19 protein-coding genes and 1 pseudogene are annotated in these 20,123 nt (G+C 72.1%); 13 read left to right on the top strand and 7 right to left on the bottom strand.

The annotated features are described in order from the left end of the window. Nucleotides 1-93: 93 nt before the first annotated feature. Nucleotides 94-231 (bottom strand): hypothetical protein, encoded by a 138-nt coding sequence (locus tag ACYF6T_RS10890; RefSeq protein ID WP_461695497.1) that lies wholly within the window; start codon nucleotides 229-231, stop codon nucleotides 94-96. A gap of 244 nt (nucleotides 232-475) precedes the next feature. Continuing rightward, a complete protein-coding gene (locus tag ACYF6T_RS10885; RefSeq protein ID WP_461695495.1) occupies nucleotides 476-3,469 on the bottom strand; it encodes an FAD-binding and (Fe-S)-binding domain-containing protein in 2,994 nt (997 codons plus the stop codon). 271 nt (nucleotides 3,470-3,740) lie between these two features. On the opposite strand from ACYF6T_RS10885, the gene ACYF6T_RS10880 reads away from it, so the two are divergent. Genes ACYF6T_RS10880 through ACYF6T_RS10855 form a run of 6 tightly spaced genes read left to right on the top strand, consistent with a single transcriptional unit; the run spans nucleotide 3,741 to nucleotide 9,548 of the window. Beyond that, nucleotides 3,741-5,747 carry a sensor histidine kinase gene (locus tag ACYF6T_RS10880; RefSeq protein ID WP_461695493.1) on the top strand — a complete coding sequence of 669 codons (2,007 nt, stop codon included), beginning with the start codon at nucleotides 3,741-3,743 and terminating at the stop codon, nucleotides 5,745-5,747. After that, nucleotides 5,744-6,151, top strand: a complete 408-nt coding sequence (locus ACYF6T_RS10875) for a roadblock/LC7 domain-containing protein (RefSeq protein ID WP_461695491.1) — start codon at nucleotides 5,744-5,746, stop codon at nucleotides 6,149-6,151. Before ACYF6T_RS10880 ends, ACYF6T_RS10875 begins: the two co-directional genes overlap by 4 nt. Beyond that, nucleotides 6,148-6,495, top strand: a complete 348-nt coding sequence (locus ACYF6T_RS10870; protein ID WP_461695489.1) for a DUF742 domain-containing protein — start codon at nucleotides 6,148-6,150, stop codon at nucleotides 6,493-6,495. Before ACYF6T_RS10875 ends, ACYF6T_RS10870 begins: the two co-directional genes overlap by 4 nt. Further along, a complete protein-coding gene (locus ACYF6T_RS10865) occupies nucleotides 6,476-7,099 on the top strand; it encodes a GTP-binding protein (RefSeq protein ID WP_461695487.1) in 624 nt (207 codons plus the stop codon). The genes ACYF6T_RS10870 and ACYF6T_RS10865 overlap by 20 nt, the downstream gene beginning before the upstream one ends. Beyond that, nucleotides 7,096-8,316, top strand: a complete 1,221-nt coding sequence (locus ACYF6T_RS10860; RefSeq protein ID WP_461695485.1) for a cytochrome P450 — start codon at nucleotides 7,096-7,098, stop codon at nucleotides 8,314-8,316. Before ACYF6T_RS10865 ends, ACYF6T_RS10860 begins: the two co-directional genes overlap by 4 nt. After that, the gene (locus ACYF6T_RS10855) at nucleotides 8,313-9,548 is read left to right on the top strand and encodes a cytochrome P450 family protein (protein ID WP_461695483.1); all 1,236 of its coding nucleotides are present in this window, start codon (nucleotides 8,313-8,315) and stop codon (nucleotides 9,546-9,548) included. The genes ACYF6T_RS10860 and ACYF6T_RS10855 overlap by 4 nt, the downstream gene beginning before the upstream one ends. Nucleotides 9,549-9,609: 61 nt before the next feature. Here ACYF6T_RS10855 and ACYF6T_RS10850 read toward each other — a convergent pair whose 3' ends face one another. Further along, the gene (locus ACYF6T_RS10850; RefSeq protein WP_461695481.1) at nucleotides 9,610-11,148 is read right to left on the bottom strand and encodes a serine/threonine-protein kinase; all 1,539 of its coding nucleotides are present in this window, start codon (nucleotides 11,146-11,148) and stop codon (nucleotides 9,610-9,612) included. 137 nt (nucleotides 11,149-11,285) lie between these two features. On the opposite strand from ACYF6T_RS10850, the gene serC reads away from it, so the two are divergent. Next, nucleotides 11,286-12,404, top strand: coding sequence for a phosphoserine transaminase (gene serC, locus ACYF6T_RS10845; RefSeq protein ID WP_461695479.1), 1,119 nt, complete (start codon nucleotides 11,286-11,288; stop codon nucleotides 12,402-12,404). A 56-nt stretch (nucleotides 12,405-12,460) separates the two neighbouring features. On the opposite strand, the gene ACYF6T_RS10840 is transcribed toward serC, so the two are convergent. The 3 genes from ACYF6T_RS10840 to ACYF6T_RS10830 form a co-directional block, all read right to left on the bottom strand. After that, the gene (locus ACYF6T_RS10840) at nucleotides 12,461-13,984 is read right to left on the bottom strand and encodes a cellulase family glycosylhydrolase (RefSeq protein ID WP_461695477.1); all 1,524 of its coding nucleotides are present in this window, start codon (nucleotides 13,982-13,984) and stop codon (nucleotides 12,461-12,463) included. 119 nt (nucleotides 13,985-14,103) lie between these two features. After that, nucleotides 14,104-14,685, bottom strand: a complete 582-nt coding sequence (locus tag ACYF6T_RS10835; RefSeq protein ID WP_461695475.1) for a hypothetical protein — start codon at nucleotides 14,683-14,685, stop codon at nucleotides 14,104-14,106. Nucleotides 14,686-14,705: 20 nt separating this feature from the next. After that, nucleotides 14,706-15,689, bottom strand: coding sequence for a WD40 repeat domain-containing protein (locus ACYF6T_RS10830; protein WP_461695473.1), 984 nt, complete (start codon nucleotides 15,687-15,689; stop codon nucleotides 14,706-14,708). A 100-nt stretch (nucleotides 15,690-15,789) separates the two neighbouring features. On the opposite strand from ACYF6T_RS10830, the gene ACYF6T_RS10825 reads away from it, so the two are divergent. The 3 genes and pseudogenes from ACYF6T_RS10825 to ACYF6T_RS10815 all read left to right on the top strand — a co-directional run bounded on the left by ACYF6T_RS10825 (nucleotide 15,790) and on the right by ACYF6T_RS10815 (nucleotide 17,601). Beyond that, nucleotides 15,790-16,464, top strand: coding sequence for an SGNH/GDSL hydrolase family protein (locus tag ACYF6T_RS10825; RefSeq protein WP_461695471.1), 675 nt, complete (start codon nucleotides 15,790-15,792; stop codon nucleotides 16,462-16,464). Between the two features lie 116 nt (nucleotides 16,465-16,580). Then, a pseudogene (locus ACYF6T_RS10820) lies at nucleotides 16,581-16,924 on the top strand (PDDEXK family nuclease). 17 nt (nucleotides 16,925-16,941) lie between these two features. After that, nucleotides 16,942-17,601, top strand: a complete 660-nt coding sequence (locus tag ACYF6T_RS10815; RefSeq protein ID WP_461695469.1) for a maltokinase N-terminal cap-like domain-containing protein — start codon at nucleotides 16,942-16,944, stop codon at nucleotides 17,599-17,601. Here the strand turns inward: ACYF6T_RS10815 and ACYF6T_RS10810 are convergent. Next, entirely contained in the window at nucleotides 17,558-18,001 is a 444-nt protein-coding gene (locus tag ACYF6T_RS10810) for a hypothetical protein (RefSeq protein WP_461695468.1), read from the bottom strand. The two genes, ACYF6T_RS10815 and ACYF6T_RS10810, sit on opposite strands and share 44 nt — an antisense overlap. A gap of 122 nt (nucleotides 18,002-18,123) precedes the next feature. On the opposite strand from ACYF6T_RS10810, the gene ACYF6T_RS10805 reads away from it, so the two are divergent. The 3 genes from ACYF6T_RS10805 to ACYF6T_RS10795 are packed head-to-tail and all read left to right on the top strand — an operon-like array spanning nucleotide 18,124 to nucleotide 20,084. Continuing rightward, the gene (locus ACYF6T_RS10805) at nucleotides 18,124-18,888 is read left to right on the top strand and encodes a helix-turn-helix domain-containing protein (RefSeq protein WP_461695467.1); all 765 of its coding nucleotides are present in this window, start codon (nucleotides 18,124-18,126) and stop codon (nucleotides 18,886-18,888) included. Further along, nucleotides 18,885-19,061 carry a DUF397 domain-containing protein gene (locus ACYF6T_RS10800; RefSeq protein WP_461695465.1) on the top strand — a complete coding sequence of 59 codons (177 nt, stop codon included), beginning with the start codon at nucleotides 18,885-18,887 and terminating at the stop codon, nucleotides 19,059-19,061. The genes ACYF6T_RS10805 and ACYF6T_RS10800 overlap by 4 nt, the downstream gene beginning before the upstream one ends. Before the next feature lie 30 nt (nucleotides 19,062-19,091). Continuing rightward, the gene (locus ACYF6T_RS10795; protein ID WP_461695464.1) at nucleotides 19,092-20,084 is read left to right on the top strand and encodes an aldo/keto reductase; all 993 of its coding nucleotides are present in this window, start codon (nucleotides 19,092-19,094) and stop codon (nucleotides 20,082-20,084) included. Nucleotides 20,085-20,123: the final 39 nt, after the last annotated feature.

Here is a 20,123-nt window from a genome sequence, read left to right as displayed (position 1 = left end):
CATTCCGTCACGCGATTTCCCGGCCCGGCCGGAGAAGAACAGGTCCGGGGGCGGAAAGAGGGCCGACGGCTCAGCCGCCGGCCCTCTCACAACTCACTGGTTGTCGCCACCGGGGATCGGCTTGGGGGCCGGCGCCTTGGGCTGGTGCTTCTTCGGCTTCGGCTTCGGCGGGGGCGGAAGCTGCTTGTTCTTGGGCTTCGGGGGCAGCGGGGCGAGCTTCTTGAGGCTCATTCCGACTCCTTGAGAGTATGCGGTGCAGGTGGTGCGAGAATTCTCTACGGAAGCGTCGGGGATTTCGCTCCGGATCGTCATCCGGGATCTCCCCGCCGCCCGACAACGAAGAACTTACACGTCGCCGGGCTCAAGCAACGGCAAAGTCGGCGAGGTAACGGCAAACAGCCGCTGTGAATACCTGGGTGAATCCTGGGCGAGCCCCGCCGAAGCTGAGAATTCTCTTATGAAGCTGAGAGCGGCCTTATGAACCCTGTGAATCCTGTGGATTCCGGTCCTCGGCGGCGTCCAGCGCCTCCGCCAGCACCTCCGCCAGGTGCCGGCCGCGCACCCCCGCCAGCTGTTCCAGCTGGGTGCGGCAGGAGAAGCCGTCGGCCAGGACGATGGTGCCGGGCGCCGCGGAGCGCACCGCGGGCAGCAGCTGTTCCTCCGCGCAGGCCACCGAGACCTCGTAATGCCCCTTCTCGAAGCCGAAGTTGCCCGCCAGTCCGCAGCAGCCGCCGGCCAGTTCGCCGGTGAGGCCGGCCGCCTCGCGCAGCTCGCGGTCGGGGGTGTCGCCGAGGACCGCGTGCTGGTGGCAGTGGGTCTGGCCGGTGACCGGGCGGTCGATGGCCGGGGGGATCCAGTCGGGGGCGTACGTCCGCAGGGCCTCGGCGAAGGTGACGACGGAGGCGGCCAGGCGGGTCGCGCGCGGGTCGTCGGGCAGGAGTTCGGGCAGGTCGGTGCGGAGGGCCGCCGCGCAGCTCGGTTCCAGGACGACGAACGGCGTGCGCGCGTCGTCCTCCTGCTCGGGCAGCAGGAAGGGCTCCAGGAGGTCGAGGGTGCGCCGCAACACCGCGCGGGCCTGGTCGAGTTGGCCCGTGGAGAGGTACGTCAGACCGCAGCAGGCGCGGGACCGGCGGGCCGTCGGCGGGTGCCCGCCGATGCCTTCGAGGTCTCCCTCCGGCGACCTGTGCACGGTCGCCGCGCTCGTCGGCAGCGGCATCGGGCCCAGCCCCGCCGCCTCCAGCACGCGCACGGCCGCCCGGCCCACGGACGGCGACAGGTGTTCCGTGAAGGTGTCCGGCCACAGGAAGACCGTCTGCCGGGGGAAGTCGGGCCGCCGCCCGGCCCGCACCTCGCCTGCCCACCCGCGCAGGCGCCGCGTCAGCTCCCGCCGCCACCACCGGCTGAACGTCCGCGAGGCCACCCGGGGGATGCGCCGCTCGGGCGCGATCCCGCCGAGCCGTTTCCCGAGCGCCGCCAACGGCCCCACGGCGGCGAGGGCGTTGACCAGCCGGGCGGTGCGCGTACGGGACACCCAGCGCAGCCACTGCGGCAGCCGGCCCATGCTGTAGTGGGCGGCCGGCCGGCGCCGGCCCGCGTGGTGGTGGTGCAGGAACTCCGCCTTGTACGTGGCCATGTCGACGCCGACCGGGCAGTCGGAGCGGCACCCCTTGCAGGACAGGCACAGGTCCAGGGCGTCCCGGACCTCGGGGGAACGCCAGCCGCCGGTGACCAGTTCGCCGGCGAGCATCTCGTGCAGCAGCCGGGCCCGCCCGCGCGTGGAGTGCTCCTCGGCGCCGGTCGCCCGGAAGGACGGGCACATGACGGACGGTCCGGAGGCCGTGGTCGTACGGCACTTCGCGACGCCCACGCAGCGCCGGACCGCGGCCGAGAAGTCGCCGCCGTCCGCCGGGTAGCCGAAGGCCACGTCGACCGGTTCCCGGGGCAGGACGGAGAAGCGCAGGCCGGCGTCGAGGGGGGCGGGACGGACCAGCATGCCCGGGTTGAGGAGGTCGTCGGGGTCCCAGACGGCCTTGGCGCGCTCGAAGAGGGCGATCAGGTCGGGGCCGTACATCCTCGGCAGCAGTTCGGCCCGCGCCTGCCCGTCCCCGTGCTCCCCGGACAGTGACCCGCCGTGCGCCACGACCACGTCGGCGAGCTCCTCCGAGAAGCGCCGGAAGCGGCCGACGCCCGCCTCGGTCATCAGGTCGAAGTCGATGCGGACGTGGATGCAGCCGTCGCCGAAGTGCCCGTACGGCGTCCCGCGCAGCCCGTGCGCGGCCAGCAGGGCGCGGAAGTCCCGCAGATACGCGCCCAGTCGGGCCGGCGGCACCGCGCAGTCCTCCCAGCCGGGCCACGCCTCTCCCCCGGTCCCTGCTCCGCCCGACCGGGAGGTGCCCCCACCATCCGGCATCCGGGTCGCCGTACCGCTCGCGTCCTCCCGGATGCGCCACAGCGCCCGCTGGTCGGCCGGGTCGGTCACCACGAGCGCGTCGACGACGTCGGCGGCGCGCACGATCGCCTCCGCACGCGCGCGTGCCTCGCCCGCCGACTCGCCGCCGGTCTCCACGAACAGCCAGGCCCCGCCCCGGGGCAGCGCGACGGCCGAGGGCACCAGGTCGGCCGCCATGCCCTCCACCGTCAGGGGGCCGTACGCCAGCAGGCCGGCGGCGGCCTCCGCGGCCCCGCTCTCGTCCGCGTAGCCCAGCACGGCCAGGGCACGCGCGCGGGGCGTCTCGACCAGGTCGACGACCGCCTCGGTGAGTACTCCCAGGGTGCCCTCCGAGCCGCAGAAGGACCGGGCGACGTCCGCGCCGTTCTCCGGCAGCAGCGCGTCCAGCGCGTACCCCGAGATGCGGCGGGGCAGCTGCGGGAACCCCGTGCGCAGCGGTGCCAGCCCGCCCTCCACCAGCGCCCGCAGGCCCTCGGGCGCCCCGGCCCAGTCGCGCCCGAGCCGCAGCCGCCGCCCGCGCGCGGTGATCACCGCCAGCTCGCGCACGCTGTCCGCGGTGGTGCCCCAGGCCACCGAGTGCGCGCCGCACGAGTTGTTCCCGATCATCCCGCCGAGCGTGCAGCGGCCGTGGGTGGAGGGGTCGGGGCCGAAGCGCAGTCCGTGCGGGGCGGCGGCCTCCTGGAGGCGGTCGAGGACGAGGCCGGGCTGGACGACGGCCGTGCGGGAGCCGGGGTCCAGGGCGAGCAGCCGGTTCATGTGACGGGTGAAGTCCAGCACCACGCCCGTGCCGGTGGCCTGTCCGGCGATCGACGTGCCGCCGCCGCGCGCGACGACCGGCACCCCGCGCGTGCGGCACACCTCCAGCACGGCCGCCACGTCGTCGGCGTCACGCGGGGTGACGACTCCGAGGGGGACGCGCCGGTAGTTGGACGCGTCCATGGTCACCAGCGCCCGGGAGGTGACGTCGAAGCCGACCTCTCCCCGGACGACGCCGCGCAGCTCCGCCTCCAGATCCGTCATGCGTCCAGCATGCATCCGGACACCGACAGTGACCGGTCACGGTCCGGCACCGAAGAGGGCGAACCGACCGGCGAAACCTGTGAACGCATCCAGAACCTTCCCAATTCGATCACGAACTCCCATATAGTGACCGCCAGTTGCACGCATGGTGACGCTACTCGCCCAGCACTGTGACCAGATCCGACCGCAAGGACAGGACTCCGGACGACAGCGGACCGCCGACCAAGGACGACCGAGGACCCCACCGAGGACCCCGACCGAGGACCGATTCATGACCGCCCCCACCCTGCCGGGCGAACGCCCCGCCCTGCGCGCACTCCTGCCCGCGCCGCTGCTCACCGCCGTCCTGGCCGCGGTCGCGGTCGGCGGTGCGGTCGCCGCCGCGCCCGACTCCGCGCGCGTGCCGCTGGCGTGCGGCGCCGGAGCGGGTGCCGTGCTGCTGACGGTCGCCGTCGCCGTGGCCACGCACGCCCTGCTGACCGCCCAGGCCACCCGGCGCCGCCTGGAGGCCGTCACCCAGGACGCCGGCCGGCTGCTGCAGGACCGGGCCCGGCAGAGCGCCGAGTTCGACCGGGAACGCGTGCAGCTGACCGAGGAGCTGACCCACGAACGGGCCCGGCGCACCGCCGAGCTCGCCCAGGAACGCGCCCGGCTGACCGCCGAGTTCGAGCAGGAGCGCGCCCGGCTCACCGCCGCCTTCACCGAGGAGCGCACGCGGCTGACGGAGGAGCACACCGCCGAACGCGACCGGCTGACGGAGGAGCACGCCGCCGAACGCGACCGCCTCACCGCCGACAACACGCGCCTCGCCGAGCAGGCGCGCCGCGCCGCCCACGAGCGCGCCGTCGCCGTTTCGGCCACCGCCAACGCGGCCGGCCGCATGCAGGCCCTGACCACCGGCATGCTCGCCGACCTGCGCGCCATGGAGGAGCGGCACTCCGACGAGGACGTCCTCGCCGACCTGCTCCACCTCGACCACCGCACCGCGCAGGCGGGCCGGCTCGCCGACTCCGTCGCCGTCCTCGCGGGCGCCCGCTCCGGGCGGCGCTGGGCCCGCCCGATCGCCATGGAGTCGATCCTGCGCGGCGCGATGGGACGGATCAGCGGCTACCAGCGGGTGCGGGTGCACTCCGCCTGCGAGGCCGCCGTCGCCGGGCACGCGGCGGAGGGCGTGATGCACGCGCTGGCCGAACTCCTCGACAACGCGGCGAACTTCTCGCCGCCGACGGCCGAGGTGCACGTGTACGTCGAGGAGGTGCCGGCCGGGGTCATCGTGTCCGTCGAGGACAGCGGCCTGGTCATGGGCGAGGTGCAGCTGCGCCGCGCGGAGCGGGCCGTCTCCGGCGACACGGAGGACCTCGGCGGTCTCACCGGCACACGCCTGGGCCTCGCGGTCGTCGGGCGCCTGGCCCGCAAGTACGGCCTGAAGGTGTCCTACCGCCCCTCCGCCCGCGGCGGCACCGGCGTCCTGATGCTCGTCCCCCTCGACATCCTCGTACCCAAGGACGCGGCCCGCCCCCAGGGCCCGCTCACCCTGCCGAGGCCGCCGGCCCAGGAGACGCGCGGGGCCGACGAGGCCGCGGGGGCGCGGGCCGACACGGAAACGGGTGACACGGGCAGCACGGACGCAGCCGTCGACACCGGTGGCACGGGCGACCGCCGGCAGGACGGGTCGGACGAGTCGGACGACGCCCATCACGCCACCGCCGCGCCCGACCAGGACACCCGGGACGATGCCCTCCCCGGCCACGAGTCCGCCGACCGAGGCGCCGGACCGCGTCCCGAGCAGCCGACCGACAGGCTCTCCGACACCCTGTCCGGAAGTGCCTCCGGCGCTCCCTCCGGCGAGCTCTTCGCCTTCGGCACGGTCTCCGACAGGCACGCCGAGGGCGGGTCCGACGGGCTGCCCGACGGGCTGCCCAAGCGCCGTCGCGGGCAGGCGCTCGCCGCCGCCGAGCGCGAGCGGGCACGGGCACGCGCGCGTGCCGCTGACGCCGACCGGGCACGCGCGCGTGCCGACGAGGCCCCGGCCACCCACGACGTCCCCTCCACCCGCCACGCCCCCTCCACCCGCGACGTCCCCGCCGCCTTCGACACCCCCACCGCCCTCGACGACCCGCTCACCCGCGCCGCCCGCTTCAGCAGCTTCCGCCGGGCCGTGCACGGCTCGCTCTCCGACCAGGGCGGCCCCGTACAGCAGGCCGCGCCCGCCACGGACACCCCCGAACCAGCCACCCCCCGTTCCCCCTCGCACCCGGAAGGCGACCCCACCTCATGACCGGCACGACGACCGTCGACGAGAAGCTCACCTGGCTCATCGAGGGCCTCCTGAAGCGCACGCCCGGCGCGCGGCACGCGCTCGTGCTGTCCCGGGACGGCCTGAAGCTGTGCCGGACGCCGGAGCTCACCGTCGACCAGGCCGACCAGCTCGCCGCGATCGCCGCCGGCATCCAGTCGCTGTCCCACGGGGCCTCGGTGGAGTTCGGGGACGGCAGCGGGGGCGTACGGTCGGCGATGACCGAGTTCTACGGCGGGGTGCTGTTCATCGTCGAGGCGGGTGAGGGCGCCCACCTGGCCGTCGTCACCACCGAGGACGCGGACGCCGGACTGGTCGGCCACAACATGAGCGAACTCGTGGAACAGCTCGGCGAACACCTGACCGCGCAGCCCCGTACGTCATGAGCCGCCCCGGCAGGGACGACTCGCCCGACCGCCTCTACACCCTCACCGGCGGCCGCGCCCACGCCGCGCCGGACAACCCGTTCGACCTGGTGACCCTGGTGGTCGCCGAGTCCGACCCGGCACCCGGCATGCAGTCGGAACACGCGAGGATCCTGCGGCTGACCCGACTGCCCATGGCGGTGGTCGAGCTGGCCGCGGAGCTGAAGCTGCCGGTCGGCATCACCAAGATCCTGCTGTCCGACCTCCTCGCGGCGGGCCGCGTCAGCGCCCGCCACCCGAGGAAGGCCGCCGTCATCGACCCCGACGTCCTGGAACAGGTGCTCGTTGGACTCCGCAACCTCTGACGCCCGCACGCCGCTGGGCGCCTCGGCCGACAACGGCCTGAAGATCGTCGTCGTCGGCGGCTTCGGCGTCGGCAAGACCACGCTGGTCCGCTCGGTCAGCGAGATACGTCCCCTCAACACCGAGGAGACGATGACCCAGGCCGGCGCGCACGTCGACGACGTCAGCGAGATCCGTGGCAAGACGGCCACCACGGTCGCCTTCGACTTCGGCCGGATCACGCTGGACGCCCGCAACGTGCTCTACCTGTTCGGCGCGCCCGGCCAGGAGCGTTTCTGGTTCCTGTGGGACCGGCTCTTCTCCGGCACGCTCGGCGCGGTCGTCCTCGTCGACACTCGCCGCATCGACGACTCCTGGTACGCCATCGACCGCCTCGAACACCACGGCACGCCGTTCATCGTGGCCTGCAACGACTTCGGCGGCCCCGCCTACGCCCCGCGGCAGATCCGCGAGGCCCTCGACCTCGACCCGCACGTGCCGCTGGTCGACTGCGACGCCCGCCTGCGGGCCTCCGGCAAGCAGGTCCTGATCACCCTGGTCGAGCACGTCAGGAGCCGGTACGCCGTCACCCAAGCACCCCACAGCCACGAGGAGTTGGCCCTGTGAGCGCGCCCGTACCGCTCGGCGGACCCAGGTTCCAGACCGAACCGGCCCGGCTGTACCGCGAGATGCGGCGCGAGCACGGCGCGGTCACCCCGGTCGTGCTCGACGGGGACGTGCCGGCCTGGCTGGTGCTCGGCTACCGCGAGCTGCACCAGGTCACCGGCGACCCGGTGCTGTTCAGCCGGGACTCCGAGCTGTGGAACCAGTGGGAGCACATCCCCGACGACTGGCCGCTGCTGCCGATGATCGGCCGCAAGCAGCCGTCGATCCTCTACACGGTCGGCGAACGCCACCGCGAGCGCGCGGCGATGATCAGCGACGCGCTGGAGGCCGTCGACCCCACCCGACTGCGCGGCTACGCCGAGCGGTTCGCCGACGAGCTGCTGGACGCGGTGTGCGCCAAGGGCGAGACGGACCTCATCGCCGACTACGCCATGCTGCTGCCCGTGCGGGTCCTGGCCCGGCTGTACGGGTTCGCCGACGAGCAGGGCCCTGGGCTGGTCACCGCGCTCAACGACATGATCGACGGGCGGGAGCGGGCGATCGCGGGCCAGACCCATCTGGCCACCTCCATGGCGCGGTTGCTGGCGGACCGGAAGGCCGAGCCCGCCGACGACGTCGTGTCGAGGATGCTCGCGAACCGCAGCGGCTTCGGTGACGAGGAGGTCGCGCAGGACCTGATGGTCATGATGGCCGCCGGCCACCAGCCCACCGCCGACTGGATCGGCAACTCGCTGCGGCTGATGCTCACCGACGACCGTTTCGCCGCCTCGCTCTTCGGCGGCCGCAACAGCGTCGCCGAGGCCATGAACGAGGTGCTGTGGGAGGACGCGCCGACGCAGAACGTGGCCGGCCGCTGGGCCTCCCGCGACACACATCTGGGCGGCCGGCACATCCGCGCCGGCGACCTGCTGCTGCTCGGCCTGCAGGGCGCCAACTCCGACCCGCGGGTCCGCACCGACGGCGCCGCGCTGACCGGCGGCAACGGCGCGCACTTCTCCTTCGGGCACGGCGAGCACCGCTGCCCGTTCCCGGCGCAGGAGATCGCCGAGGTCATCGCGCGCACGGGCATCGAGGTCGTACTGGACCGCCTCCCCGACATCGACCTGGCCGTCCCGGCCGAGTCCCTCACCCGTCGGCCCTCGCCCTGGCTGCGAGGACTGACCGAGTTGCCAGTGCGGTTCACCCCGACCCCTGCCGTTGGAGGCTCCCCCGTATGACGACCGGCATCGAAGAGACGCGTGCGGACGACACCCGGATAGCCCTGGACCCCTTCGTCACCGACCTGGACGGCGAGAGCGCGAGGCTGCGTGCCGCCGGGCCGCTGGCCGCCGTGGAACTGCCCGGCGGGGTGCCCGTGTGGGCCGTCACCCACCACGCCGAGGCGAAGCAGCTGCTGACCGACCCGCGGCTGGTCAAGGACATCAACGTGTGGGGCGCCTGGCAGCGCGGGGAGATCCCGCCGGACTGGCCCCTGATCGGCCTCGCCAACCCCGGCCGCTCCATGCTCACCGTCGACGGCGCCGACCACCGCCGGCTGCGCACCCTGGTCGCCCAGGCGCTCACCCCGCGCCGGGTGGAGCGGATGCGGGGCCGCATCACCGAGCTGACCGAGAGCCTGCTGGACGGGCTCACGGGCGAGGTGGTGGACCTGAAGGCCGCCTTCGCCTACCCGCTGCCCATGTACGTCATCGCCGACCTCATGGGCATCGACGAGGCGAGGCTGCCCCGGCTGAAGGAGCTCTTCGAGAAGTTCTTCTCGACGCAGACCCCGCCGGCCGAGGTCATCGCCACCCTCACCGAGCTCGCGGGCATCATGGCGGACACGGTCGCCGCCAAGCGGGCCGCGCCCGGCGACGACCTCACCTCCGCGCTGATCCAGGCCTCGGAGAGCGGCGACCACCTCACCGACGAGGAGATCGTCTCCACGCTCCAGCTGATGGTCGCGGCCGGCCACGAGACGACGATCTCGCTCATCGTCAACGCGGTGGTCCAGCTGTCGCTCCACCCCGACCAGCGCGCCCTGGTCCTGTCCGGCGAGGCCGACTGGTCCGCCGTCGTCGAGGAGACGCTGCGCCACTCCACGCCCACCTCGCACGTCCTGATCCGCTTCGCCACGGAGGACGTCCAGGTCGGCGACAAGGTCCTGCCGGCGGGCGACGCGCTGATCGTGTCGTACGCCGCGATCGGCCGCGACGAGCGGGCGCACGGCCCCACGGCGGGCGAGTTCGACATCACCCGCACCTCCGCCAACCGCCACATCTCCTTCGGCCACGGCCCCCACGTCTGCCCCGGCGCCGCCCTCTCCCGCCTGGAGGCCGGCGTGGCCCTCCCGGCCCTCTACACCCGCTTCCCCACCCTGGACCTGGCGGTCCCCCCGTCCGAACTCCGCAACAAGCCGGTGGTCACCCAGAACGACCTGTTCGAACTGCCGGTGCGGCTGACCGCGTAGCGCCTCGCGGGCAGTCGCCCGTCCGTCGCCGTTCGGGACACGCGTGCGGCGACGGGTGGGGTCAGGTCGTCGCGTAGAAGGCGGCGACCACGAGGACGGCGGCCGCCGCCAGACCCAGACCGCTCAGCAGGGTGGCCCACCAGACGAGGTGCTCGTGCACGGCGAAGGAGATCGAGCCGAGGGTGCCCAGCAGGGTCGCGCACAGCAGCGTCAGTACGCCCGCGGCCGGGCTCAGGCCGGTGTTCTCGCCCACGCCGTAGGCGCCTGCCAGCAGCAGTGTGACGCCGACGCTGAGCCCGAGTCCGACGAGGAAGTCGTAGTACCAGGGAAAGTCGCCTCTCGCGGCGGTCAGCCAGACACAGCCGACGAGGAGCGCCAGCCAGCCCAGGGCCGAGAGGCAGGTCAGACAGCCGAGCTCCACCTCGTCGAGGGAGTTCCCCGTGGCGTAGGCCGTCGCCACACCCACCAGGAGCAGGACCCCGGCCACCACCGCGCCCCACACGACGGACTCGGCCACGCCGGTCCCGTCCACCCCGCACAGCAGGCCGAACACGCCCACGCCGGACAGCAGGCTCGCGCCCGTCGCCTGGCCCCAGATGTCGGCCCGTACGGGGTCGACGGCGGCCGGCGCGGAGGGCTGCTGCCGCTGGGGCGGCGGTGGCGCGGTCTTCGCGCCTCCCGGGGCGCGGGCTCCGGAGCCCGCGCCCGCCCCGGTCCACGGCGGTGGCTCCGACGGCGGTGGCTCCGACCTGAACTCCTGCCGCACGTGACACGGGTCGACCTCGTTCAGCCGGTCGCGCACCGCCGCCGGGGAGGGGCGCTTCTCGGGCCGCTTCTCCAGGAGGTCCATGACGAGTTCGTCCAGCTCGTCCGGTACGTCGGCCCGGCGTGCCTGGGGTGCCAGCGGGGTCTCGCTCTGGTGCCGGCGCATCACGTCGGGTCCCAGGAACGGCGGCCTGCCCGTCAACATCGCGTAGAGCACGCATCCGAACGAGTACAGGTCGGAACCGACCGTGACGGCGGAGCCCCGGCACTGTTCCGGGGACATGTAGGGCGGGGTGCCCACCACGACGCCGTCGCCGGTGATCCGGGTGAGCCCTTCCTGGTCCTCCTGGAGGCAGGCGATGCCGAAGTCGAGGAGCACCGCCTCGTCCCGGCGGGTGATCTGGACGTTGGAGGGCTTGAGGTCACGGTGGATGAGGCCGGCCTCGTGCGCCGCCTCCAGTCCCCGGACTATGTGTCCGCCCCAGGCGATCACGTCACGCAGGGCCAGCCCGCCCTGGGGAGCCCGCCCGATGCGAGCGTCGAGCGACATGCCGTCCAGCAGCTCCATGACCAGGTACATCGCGCGCCGGCCGTTCCAGTCGTCCCATCCGCGGTCGTAGGCACGGATCACGTTCCCGTGCTGCAGCCGGGCGGTGAGGTCCAGCTCCCGTTCGAACCTGCGCAGCATGGTGCGGTCGTCGAGGTGGTGGGCGCGCATCACCTTGACGGCGACCTCGCGGCGCATCACGTGGTCCCGGGCCTGCCAGACCTGCCCCATCCCGCCGTCACCGAGCAGCCTGAGCAACTCGTACCGGCCGCCGCCCAGACTGCCCACCGCACTCGCCCCCTTGTCCGGATCTGCCGAGTGTGACGCGGAATCCACAGCTCCACGAGGGGCGGGACCAGCCTGCTTCGTCTCACCGGACGGACCACGTTTCGCCCAGGTTTCCCGAAACGACTACGCTCCCGTCCGTGGCTGAGATCCAGATTCCCGCTGACATCAAGCCCGCCGACGGTCGATTCGGCGCGGGCCCCTCCAAGGTGCGGACGGAAGCGCTGGACGCGCTGGCCGCGACCGGTACCTCCCTGCTCGGCACCTCACACCGCCAGGCTCCGGTGAAGAACCTGGTCGGCAAGGTCCGCGAGGGCATCTCCGAGCTGTTCCGGCTGCCCGAGGGCTACGAGGTGATCCTCGGCAACGGCGGCTCGACGGCCTTCTGGGACATCGCGACCCACGGGCTGATCGAGAACAAGTCGCAGCACCTCAGCTTCGGCGAGTTCTCCTCGAAGTTCGCCAAGGCGGCCAAGCTCGCCCCCTGGCTGGCCGAGCCCACCGTCATCTCCACCGACCCGGGCACGCACCCCGAGCCGCGGGCGGAGGCGGGCGTCGACGTCTACGCCTTCACCCACAACGAGACCTCGACCGGTGTCGCCATGCCGATCAAGCGCGTGGCCGGGGCCGACGAGGGCGCGCTGGTCCTGGTCGACGCCACCTCCGGCGCCGGCGGCCTGCCCGTCGACGTCTCCGAGACGGACGTCTACTACTTCGCCCCGCAGAAGTCCTTCGCCTCCGACGGCGGCCTGTGGATCGGCGTCTTCTCCCCGGCCGCGATCGAGCGCGCCGAGCGCGTCCACGCGTCGGGCCGCCACGTGCCGGAGTTCTTCAGCCTCCCCACGGCGATCGACAACTCCCGCAAGAACCAGACGTACAACACCCCGGCCCTCGCCACGCTGTTCCTCCTGAACGAGCAGCTGGAGTGGCTCAACGGCCAGGGCGGTCTGGACTGGTCGGTCCGCCGCACGGCCACCTCCTCGCGCACGCTCTACGGCTGGGCCGAGGACGTCAAGTACGCCACCCCCTTCGTCACCGACCCGGCCAAGCGCTCCCAGGTCATCGGCACGATCGACTTCGCCGACGAGATCGACGCCGCCGCCGTCGCCAAGGTCCTGCGCGCCAACGGCATCGTCGACACCGAGCCCTACCGCAAGCTCGGCCGCAACCAGTTGCGCGTCGCGATGTTCCCGGCGATCGACCCGGCGGACATCGAGGCCCTGACGAAGTGCATCGACTACGTGATCGAGAAGCTGTAGCGGCTCCGGTACGACGGCGAGGGGCGCCCCGCGAAGCATCGCGGGGCGCCCCTCCCTCAGGTCGCCGTGCAGGTCGCGGTCGGCGCCGCGCCGCCGCCCGGGGCGCCGCCGAAGCCGAAGGTCGTGGAAGCGCCCGCCGCTATCGAGCCGTTGTGGGAGGCGTTCGCCGCCGTCACGGTCGACCCGCTCTGGGTGTACGACGCGTTCCACATGGACGTGACCTTCTGTGCACCGCTCCAGGTCCAGGTCACCTTCCACGAACTGATCGCCGTGGTACCGGTGTTGGTCACCTTCACCTCGGCGTTGAACCCGCTGCCCCAGTCACTGCTGACGGTGTAGGCGGCCGAGCAGGAAGCGGTGCTCCCGCCACCGCCGCCGCCACCGCCGCCTCCCCCGCCCGTGCTCGGGAACAGCGGCGCCTTGACGCTCGCCAGGTAGCCGTCCTTCACCGTGTCGACCGTCTGCCAGTCGTCCTTCAGGATTCCGCCCGTGTCACCGGAGTTGGGGTTCCAGGACCAGAACGTCCAGTGGAAGGAGTCGGCGCCGTACGTCGACGTCGGCCGCAGGTAACTCACCAGCGCCGCCAGCCACTTCTGGTCGGTCGTCGACGCCAGCGTGGTGCCGAACTCGCCCACCCACACCGGCGCGATGTTCTGCTTGAAGAGGTAACCCCAGTACTTGTCCCAGACGCCCGGCATGTTGTCGGGGAAGGACGGGTCGCTGAACCAGCTCTGCTGGGCGACGCTGGTGGCGTAGTCGTGGGCGGAGTACACGACCCGGTTGGCCACGTCCAGTTGCACCGGGTACTGGGCGGCGCCCATCAGGTTGCCGCCCCACCACCCCGACACGCCGTTGTACGTCTGCACGCCCTCGACGAAGATCAGCAGGTCGGGGTTGACGGACAGCACGGCGTTCCCGGCCCGTTGCGCGGCCAGCCGCCAGTCGGTCGCGGTGTCCCCGCAGCCCCAGCAGGCGGGATCGTGCGGCTCGTTGTGCAGGTCGATGCCGATGACGGTGTCCTGGCCCTTGTAACGCGCCGCGATGGACTTGAGGTCGGCGATCCAGGTCGACTCGGGAACGGCCGAGGTGTACCAGAGCGCCGACTGCCCGCCGGAGTCCGGCCGGTGCCGGTCGAGGATGACCTTGAGGCCGTCCTGGCCGGCGTACGCGACGATCTTGTCCATGACTTGCAGGGAGGTGAGCCCTTGCAGGTCGGCGTTCTTCCCGCTGCTGAAGTCGATGCTGTTGGGGACGGTGGACGACTTGAAGATGTCGTCGCTGTAGGGGAGCCGGATGGTGTTGTAGCCCAGCGACTTCATCTGGTCGATCATGGACTTGTAGTCGCGGGACCACAGGCCGTGCACGACGTAGTTGGCGGTCTCGAAGCCGAACCAGTTGATGCCGGCGATGCGCACCGGCTGCCCGGCCGCGTCGAGGATCTGCCGCCCGCTGGTGTGCCAGTACCCGGCGCCGGCGGCGCTGTCGGCTGCGGGCGCCGCGTCGGCCGCGTGCACGGCGGCCAGCGGCAGCAGCAGCGCCGCGGCGACCGCGCACAGCGCTCTTCTCAGGCTGCGGAACATGTCGCTGCTTTCCTCTCGGGAGGCGCGGGCCCGGAACAATGGGAGCGCTCCCATGCCCCGCGCGTCTCCCAGGAAACAGATTCAGTCATGCTCCCGTCAATACGCGTGCGGCAGGCCCCTCACACCCTCTCCTCCGCCGCCGCCCGCATCACGTGCCGAAGAACCTCCCATGAGGCGCCGCCGTCCAGCTTGCGCCAGGTCTGGGCGGGAGCCGTCCGCCCGACGACAGTGAATCCGTCCCCGGAGGCGGCGACCCGGATCGCGGCCGTGACGCGGAGCCCCGAGGTGCTCCGGCAGACCACGTCGGCGGTCGCACTGCCATCCCTCCCGACGTCCCGCCGCTTCAGCTCGGCCTCGGGGCCCAGCCGGCCGAGGAGCGAGCCCAGGACGTGGTTGGGGTGTCGCTCCGCGATACCGCGCAGATGCCTCTCGGCGGTGTGCTCGGTGGCGAGGATGCCGCGCTCCGGCCGGGCCCCCTCCCACCGTGCCGTCCGCACCGCCATCCCCGTGCTCCCGGCCGCGACGACGGCCGTGAACACCACCGTGAACACCGCGCCCACCTCCAGGAACGTGACGGCGGCGGCGGACAGCGCGTCGCCCTCCGCCGTCATCGAGGCGGCGAAGACCAGGCCGACGAGAGCGCCGGCGAGCGCGCCGAGCGGGGCCGTCCTGCGGAGCGCCGAGAGGTAGACGTGGGGCATGGGAGCCACGTTACGGGGCGTTACGAAGGGGTACGGCGGGACAGCCGCCGCAAGCCGAACAGCAAGGCCGCCGCCACCGCCACCGCCACCGCGCCCACCTTGAGGTTGCCGCTCGTGCCGTCGTCGTTCGAGGGGGCCGAACTTCCGCCGGGTGAGCTCGACTTGGAGCCGTCGGTGCTGCCCCCGGGCGCGTCCTCCGCCTGGACCGGGCTGTCGGTGCCCTCGCTGCCGTACAGGAGTTTCGTGCCGTCGGCCGAGTAGCTGACGGACTCGCCCTGGCCCTGCAACGGCACGTCCAGGCGGCCCTTCCGCTTGATCGCGCCGCCGTTCCAGTCGTAGTAGATCCCGCCGAGATAGCCGCGCACGGCGAGCTGCTTGCCGTTGGGGGAGATCGCGGCGTCCGTGGCCCACAGGTCGACGGTGGCGACGGGGCGGAAGACGTTCGTCCCGGACGAGGACAGCTTCGCCGGGCCCTGGTACAGGTGCCCGCCGTCCTCGTTCTTGTCGATGATGTACGGCCGTCCGCTCTTCGGGTCCACCACCAGCGACTCGGCGTTGCGCGCCCCGTCCGAGTACTTCACCACGTACTGCGTGGCCCGGACGGTCTGGTCGACGAGCTTCCCGGGCTCCGGCAGCCGGTAGATCCACACGTACGGCCACTTGCCGCCGAGGTTGTCGCCGATGTCGCCCAGGTAGATCTGGTTGTCCGGGCCGATGCTGATCGCCTCGACGTCCCGCGGTGTGCCGACACCGCTGTAGGTGACGCGGGCGACCGTCTTGCCGGTGGCGCTGTCGACGGCGTAGATGTACGGGCCGTCGTCGCTGTCGTTGTGGGTCCAGTAGATCCCGGGGTGCAGCCGGGAGGCGGCCAGGCCGCTGGACTCGGTGATGCGCGAGTCCTTGATCGTGAAGCTCTGGTCGCCGGCTCCGTCGGCGGCGGAGGCGGGCAGGGCGAGGGCGCCCACGAGCAGGGCCCCGGCGAGGAGGGCGAAGGGTCGGCGCATGCCCCAAGCCTGCCATCCCGACGCCCCGTCACGGGCCGCGTGGCGGGCCTCACACCCCGCCCGTCCCTTTGATCCCCCGCGCATCGTCCATCATGAGCGGATGCTCAGGTTCATGCCGGTCGGTGACTCGATGACGATCGGAAGCGCGGGGGAACACACCTGGCGTTACCGCATGTGGCAGCACCTGCGGGACACCTACGGCGGCCCGTTCGCGCTCGTCGGCCCGCGCGAGACGCTGTACGACAAGGCGACGGACGCGCCGACGTCGTACGACTACGCCGATCCGGACTTCCCCCGCGCCCACCTGGCCGGCTGGGGCGAGGGCTGGCTGCACATGGCCCCGCTGATCGGCGAGGCGGTGCGCGCGCACCGGGCCGACGTGCTGCTGGTGTCGCTCGGCCTGATCGACCTCGGCTTCTACACGAACGCGGAGCAGACCGCCGAGAACGTCCGCCGCTTCCTCACCGGGGCCCGCGCGGCCAATCCGCGCGTCCGGGTGACCGTCCTGCCGGTGATACCGAACGTCCGCGCCGCCACCGACGCGTCCTTCGCCGTGCAGGTGACCCGCTTCAACGAACTCCTGGCGAAGACCCTGGCCGACCTGGACGAGCCCCGCTCCCCCCTGCTGCTCGCCTCCCCTCCCCCCTCCTACGACATCAACCTCGACACCTACGACGGCACGCACCCGAACGCGAGCGGCGAGCACAAGATCGCGGCGGCCTTCGCGGACGCGATGCATCAGGCGTGGGGGGTCGGGGAGCCGTACGCGCTCTGACCGACGTGACCTGCTGACCGTGCGTATCGTTGCACTGCGCGGATGCCCTCGTCCCAGGGGCGGCCCACGAGAGCGAGGAGCTCACGCTCGACGCCCTGTTCGAGCGTCTTGAGCGCATGCCCGTCCCCGAGGGATGGTTTGGCATGGACGCCAAGATCGCCTCGGACGCGCGCATCGACTTCCCCGGCGTGCTCAACGGGCTGGCTCCGGATGTGGCCAAGCTGCGGGACAAGGCCGTACAGACCCCTCAAGGCGGCTGGTACTACCAGGACGTCGAGTTCATCGGAGAAGTCATCTCCAAAGGCACGGCACACAACGACTACGGCCCCAAGAAGTCCACGTACGCTCAAAGGACGGCGAGTACCTCACCGGGCTGTCCGTCACCTTCGGAGCGGACGTCGACATGACCGCCACCCCCTTGGGTCTCACCCTCAAGACCGATGAGTTCCCCCGCGACTGACTGGCACAATCCGCGGCATGTCGATCATCCACCGCACCACCGTCAAGCCCACCAAGCTGGAACTCCTCACCGCCTGGCTGCCCACCCGCCCGTGGTACGTCGGCTCCGGCGCACCGGAGCTGACCCGCGCCGGCGGATTCCGGCTGGACGACCCGGAGGGCGAGGTCGGCATCGAGTTCCTGGTGGCCGTCGACTCCTCCGGCCCCGAACCCGTCGCCTACCACGTGCCCCTGACCTACCGCGGCGCTCCCCTCCCCGGCGCCGAGGACGCCCTCGTCGGCACGATGGAACACGGCGTGCTGGGCGCCCGCTGGGCCTACGACGGCTGCCACGACCCGGTGCTGTACGCCGAGCTGCTGGCCCTGGTCGAGGGCCGCGCCCAGGCCCAGGCGCAGAGCGTCAGCGACACCCCCGACCACGAGGTGGCCCGCTCCTACGCCGGCCCGGGCATCGCCGCCGGCGACTGGCCGGTCCCCGTCACCGACGACGCGACCGGCACCACGCTGTCCGTCCCCGACGGCACGGCCCTGCACGTCCACCGCGTCCTGGACCCCACCGCCCCCGACACCCGCCCCGAGCACGCCCTCGGCCACGTCACCGGCGCCTGGCAGGCACCGGACGGCACGAACCGGCTCAGGGCCGTGTTCGCCGTCCTGCGCCCCGCCCCTCAGGGCTGACCAGGGCCGTCAGCTCGCTCAGCAACTCGCCCGCCACGAACGCCGTTTCCCTGGTCGGCGCCGACCTCCAGTCCAGCGGCCACGTCATCCCGGACAGCGCCGGCACCCCCACGTACGCCTGGCAGCCGTCACGCCGCGTCAACGCCCGTACGCCCGGCGGCCAGCGGTGCGTGGTCGCGGTCTGCGGGGGGAGCAGGAAGTACATGTTCCGGTCGCCCGTCAGCTCGCGGACGACCGGGCCGGCGTCGAAGTCCGTGCGCAACAGCAGCTCGGAGGCGACGCGTTCACCCCACGTGCCCTTGATGCGGACCGCGTCGAAGTGGATGCCGGCGTGCCGCAGGGCGTGGCCGGAGGCGGGGATCCAGGTCGGGATCCAGGGGGCGGAGATTCTGTCGTTCATGACGCAAAGGCTGACGCCTGCTCACATACTGTGACCAGGGGTTCGTAAGCCTGGTGCGGGGCTGTGCACTTGGGGAGGCGGTTGTGCGCTCCGGTGAACGGGGTTCGGAGACGTTCGGGGCGATGCTCCGGTTCTACCGGGAGCGGGCCGGAATGACGCAGGAGGCGCTGGGCAGACACGTCGGCTACTCCAAGTCCCAGGTGGCGATGGTGGAGCGCGGCGAGCGGTTCCCCCGGGGGACGTTCGTCGAGGTGGCCGACCGGGTGGTGGGTGCACAGGGTGCACTGCTGGTGCTGGCGGAGAAGGAGTTCAGGGGCGGGTTGCCGCCGTGGACGGAGGACTATCTGGCGGAGGAGCGCAAGGCCGCCGCGGTGCACGTGTACCAGAACCACGTCATCCCGGGCTCGCTGCAGACCGAGGCGTATGCGCGGGCGGTCTACAACTGCCACGTCCCGGCCCTGGACGACGACGAGATCGACAGGCGCGTGGCGGCACGCCTGGAACGCCAGCAGCTCTTCGAGCGCAAGCCCCGGCCGCTCGTCAGTTACGTACTGGAGGAGAGCAGCCTCACCCGTCCGCTGGGCGGCCCGGAGACCCTCCGGGAACAGTTGCGGCACATCCTCACGATCGGCCGGCTGCGCCACGTCGAGATCCAGGTCATGCCGCACGACCGGCAGGCCCATGCCGGTCTGAACGGCGCCATGATCCTCCTGGAGACGGCAGAGCACCGGCAGTTCGCCTACGTCGAAGGCCCGAGCGGCGGCTACTTCGTGAGCGAACAGCCCGATCTTGCCGAGCTGTTCGCCCGGTATGGCATTCTGCGGGCGCAGGCTCTCAACCCTGACGAGTCCGCGAAGGTGATCGACGAGGTGGCAGAGGGGCTATGAGCGCGGACCTCCACTGGTTCAAGAGCAGTTACAGCGGCGACCAGGGCGAGTGCCTGGAGATAGCCGTCACCACCGTCATCCACATCCGCGACTCCAAAACCCCCGAAGACCACGCCCCCACCCTCACCCTCTCCCCCGCCACCTGGACCGCTTTCCTCGCCTCACTTGCCTAGAGTGCACTCCACGACGTTGGCTAGGTGGTCATGAAGTACACGCAGCTCGGACGCACGGGACTCAAGGTCAGCCGACTGGTCCTCGGCACCATGAACTTCGGTCCGCAGACCGACGAGGCGGACAGCCACGCGATCATGGACGCGGCGCTGGACGCGGGCATCAACTTCTTCGACACGGCGAACGTGTACGGCTGGGGTGAGAACAAGGGCCGTACCGAAGAGATCATCGGCAACTGGTTCGCCAAGAGCGCGGCCCACCGCGACAAGGTGGTCCTCGCCACCAAGGTGTACGGCAACATGGCCGGCGACGGCGACGCCTGGCCCAACCACGACAAGCTGTCGGCCGTCAACATCCGGCGTGCCGTGGACGCCAGCCTCAAGCGGCTGCAGACCGACTACATCGACGTCTACCAGTTCCACCACATCGACCGCGCCACCCCGTTCGAGGAGATCTGGCAGGCGATCGACACCCTGATCACCCAGGGCAAGATCCTCTACGTCGGCTCCTCCAACTTCCCCGGTTACAAGATCGCCCAGGCCAACGAGATCGCCGCGAAGCGCTCGGGGACCATCGGGCTCGTCAGCGAGCAGTGCCTCTACAACCTCGCCGAGCGCCGGGCCGAGATGGAGGTCATTCCGGCCGCGCAGGAGTACGGCCTCGGCGTGATCCCCTGGTCGCCGCTGCACGGCGGTCTGCTGGGCGGGGTCATCCGCAAGGAGGTCGAGGGCGGTCGCCGCGCCTCCGGACGGGCCGCCGACACGCTCGCCGACCCGGCCACGCGGGCGCAGATCCAGTCGTACGAGGACCTGCTCGCCAAGCACGGCCTGGAGCCCGGCGAGGCGGCCCTGGCCTGGCTGCTCACCCGTCCGGGCGTCACGGGCCCGATCGTCGGACCGCGCACGGCGGAGCAGCTCCAGTCGGCGCTGCGGGCCGTGGAGCTGGAGCTGAGCGAGGAGGTCCTGACCGGCCTGGACGAGATCTTCCCGGGTCCGGGGCCGTCCCCGGAGGCGTTCGCCTGGTAGGACCGGCGGCACGCGGACGGCGGCGCCCGGCCACGCTAC

It is taken from the genome of Streptomyces sp. 7R007 (assembly GCF_054850255.1).
Note: the sequence above shows the minus strand (reverse complement) of the source record. Positions and strands in the feature narration are given on the sequence as shown.

Excerpts from the sequence above, each read along its gene's own strand:
- ACYF6T_RS10880 (WP_461695493.1), top strand. The coding sequence starts at position 3,741 with ATGACCGCCCCCACCCTGCCGGGCGAACGCCCCGCCCTGCGCGCACTC.
- ACYF6T_RS10835 (WP_461695475.1), bottom strand. The coding sequence starts at position 14,685 with ATGCCCCACGTCTACCTCTCGGCGCTCCGCAGGACGGCCCCGCTCGGC.
- ACYF6T_RS10830 (WP_461695473.1), bottom strand. The coding sequence starts at position 15,689 with ATGCGCCGACCCTTCGCCCTCCTCGCCGGGGCCCTGCTCGTGGGCGCC.
- ACYF6T_RS10875 (WP_461695491.1), top strand. The coding sequence starts at position 5,744 with ATGACCGGCACGACGACCGTCGACGAGAAGCTCACCTGGCTCATCGAG.
- ACYF6T_RS10825 (WP_461695471.1), top strand. The coding sequence starts at position 15,790 with ATGCTCAGGTTCATGCCGGTCGGTGACTCGATGACGATCGGAAGCGCG.
- ACYF6T_RS10815 (WP_461695469.1), top strand. The coding sequence starts at position 16,942 with ATGTCGATCATCCACCGCACCACCGTCAAGCCCACCAAGCTGGAACTC.
- ACYF6T_RS10800 (WP_461695465.1), top strand. The coding sequence starts at position 18,885 with ATGAGCGCGGACCTCCACTGGTTCAAGAGCAGTTACAGCGGCGACCAG.
- ACYF6T_RS10855 (WP_461695483.1), top strand. The coding sequence starts at position 8,313 with ATGACGACCGGCATCGAAGAGACGCGTGCGGACGACACCCGGATAGCC.
- ACYF6T_RS10890 (WP_461695497.1), bottom strand. The coding sequence starts at position 231 with ATGAGCCTCAAGAAGCTCGCCCCGCTGCCCCCGAAGCCCAAGAACAAG.
- ACYF6T_RS10810 (WP_461695468.1), bottom strand. The coding sequence starts at position 18,001 with ATGAACGACAGAATCTCCGCCCCCTGGATCCCGACCTGGATCCCCGCC.
- ACYF6T_RS10840 (WP_461695477.1), bottom strand. The coding sequence starts at position 13,984 with ATGTTCCGCAGCCTGAGAAGAGCGCTGTGCGCGGTCGCCGCGGCGCTG.
- ACYF6T_RS10795 (WP_461695464.1), top strand. The coding sequence starts at position 19,092 with ATGAAGTACACGCAGCTCGGACGCACGGGACTCAAGGTCAGCCGACTG.
- ACYF6T_RS10805 (WP_461695467.1), top strand. The coding sequence starts at position 18,124 with ATGCTCCGGTTCTACCGGGAGCGGGCCGGAATGACGCAGGAGGCGCTG.
- ACYF6T_RS10870 (WP_461695489.1), top strand. The coding sequence starts at position 6,148 with ATGAGCCGCCCCGGCAGGGACGACTCGCCCGACCGCCTCTACACCCTC.
- ACYF6T_RS10885 (WP_461695495.1), bottom strand. The coding sequence starts at position 3,469 with ATGACGGATCTGGAGGCGGAGCTGCGCGGCGTCGTCCGGGGAGAGGTC.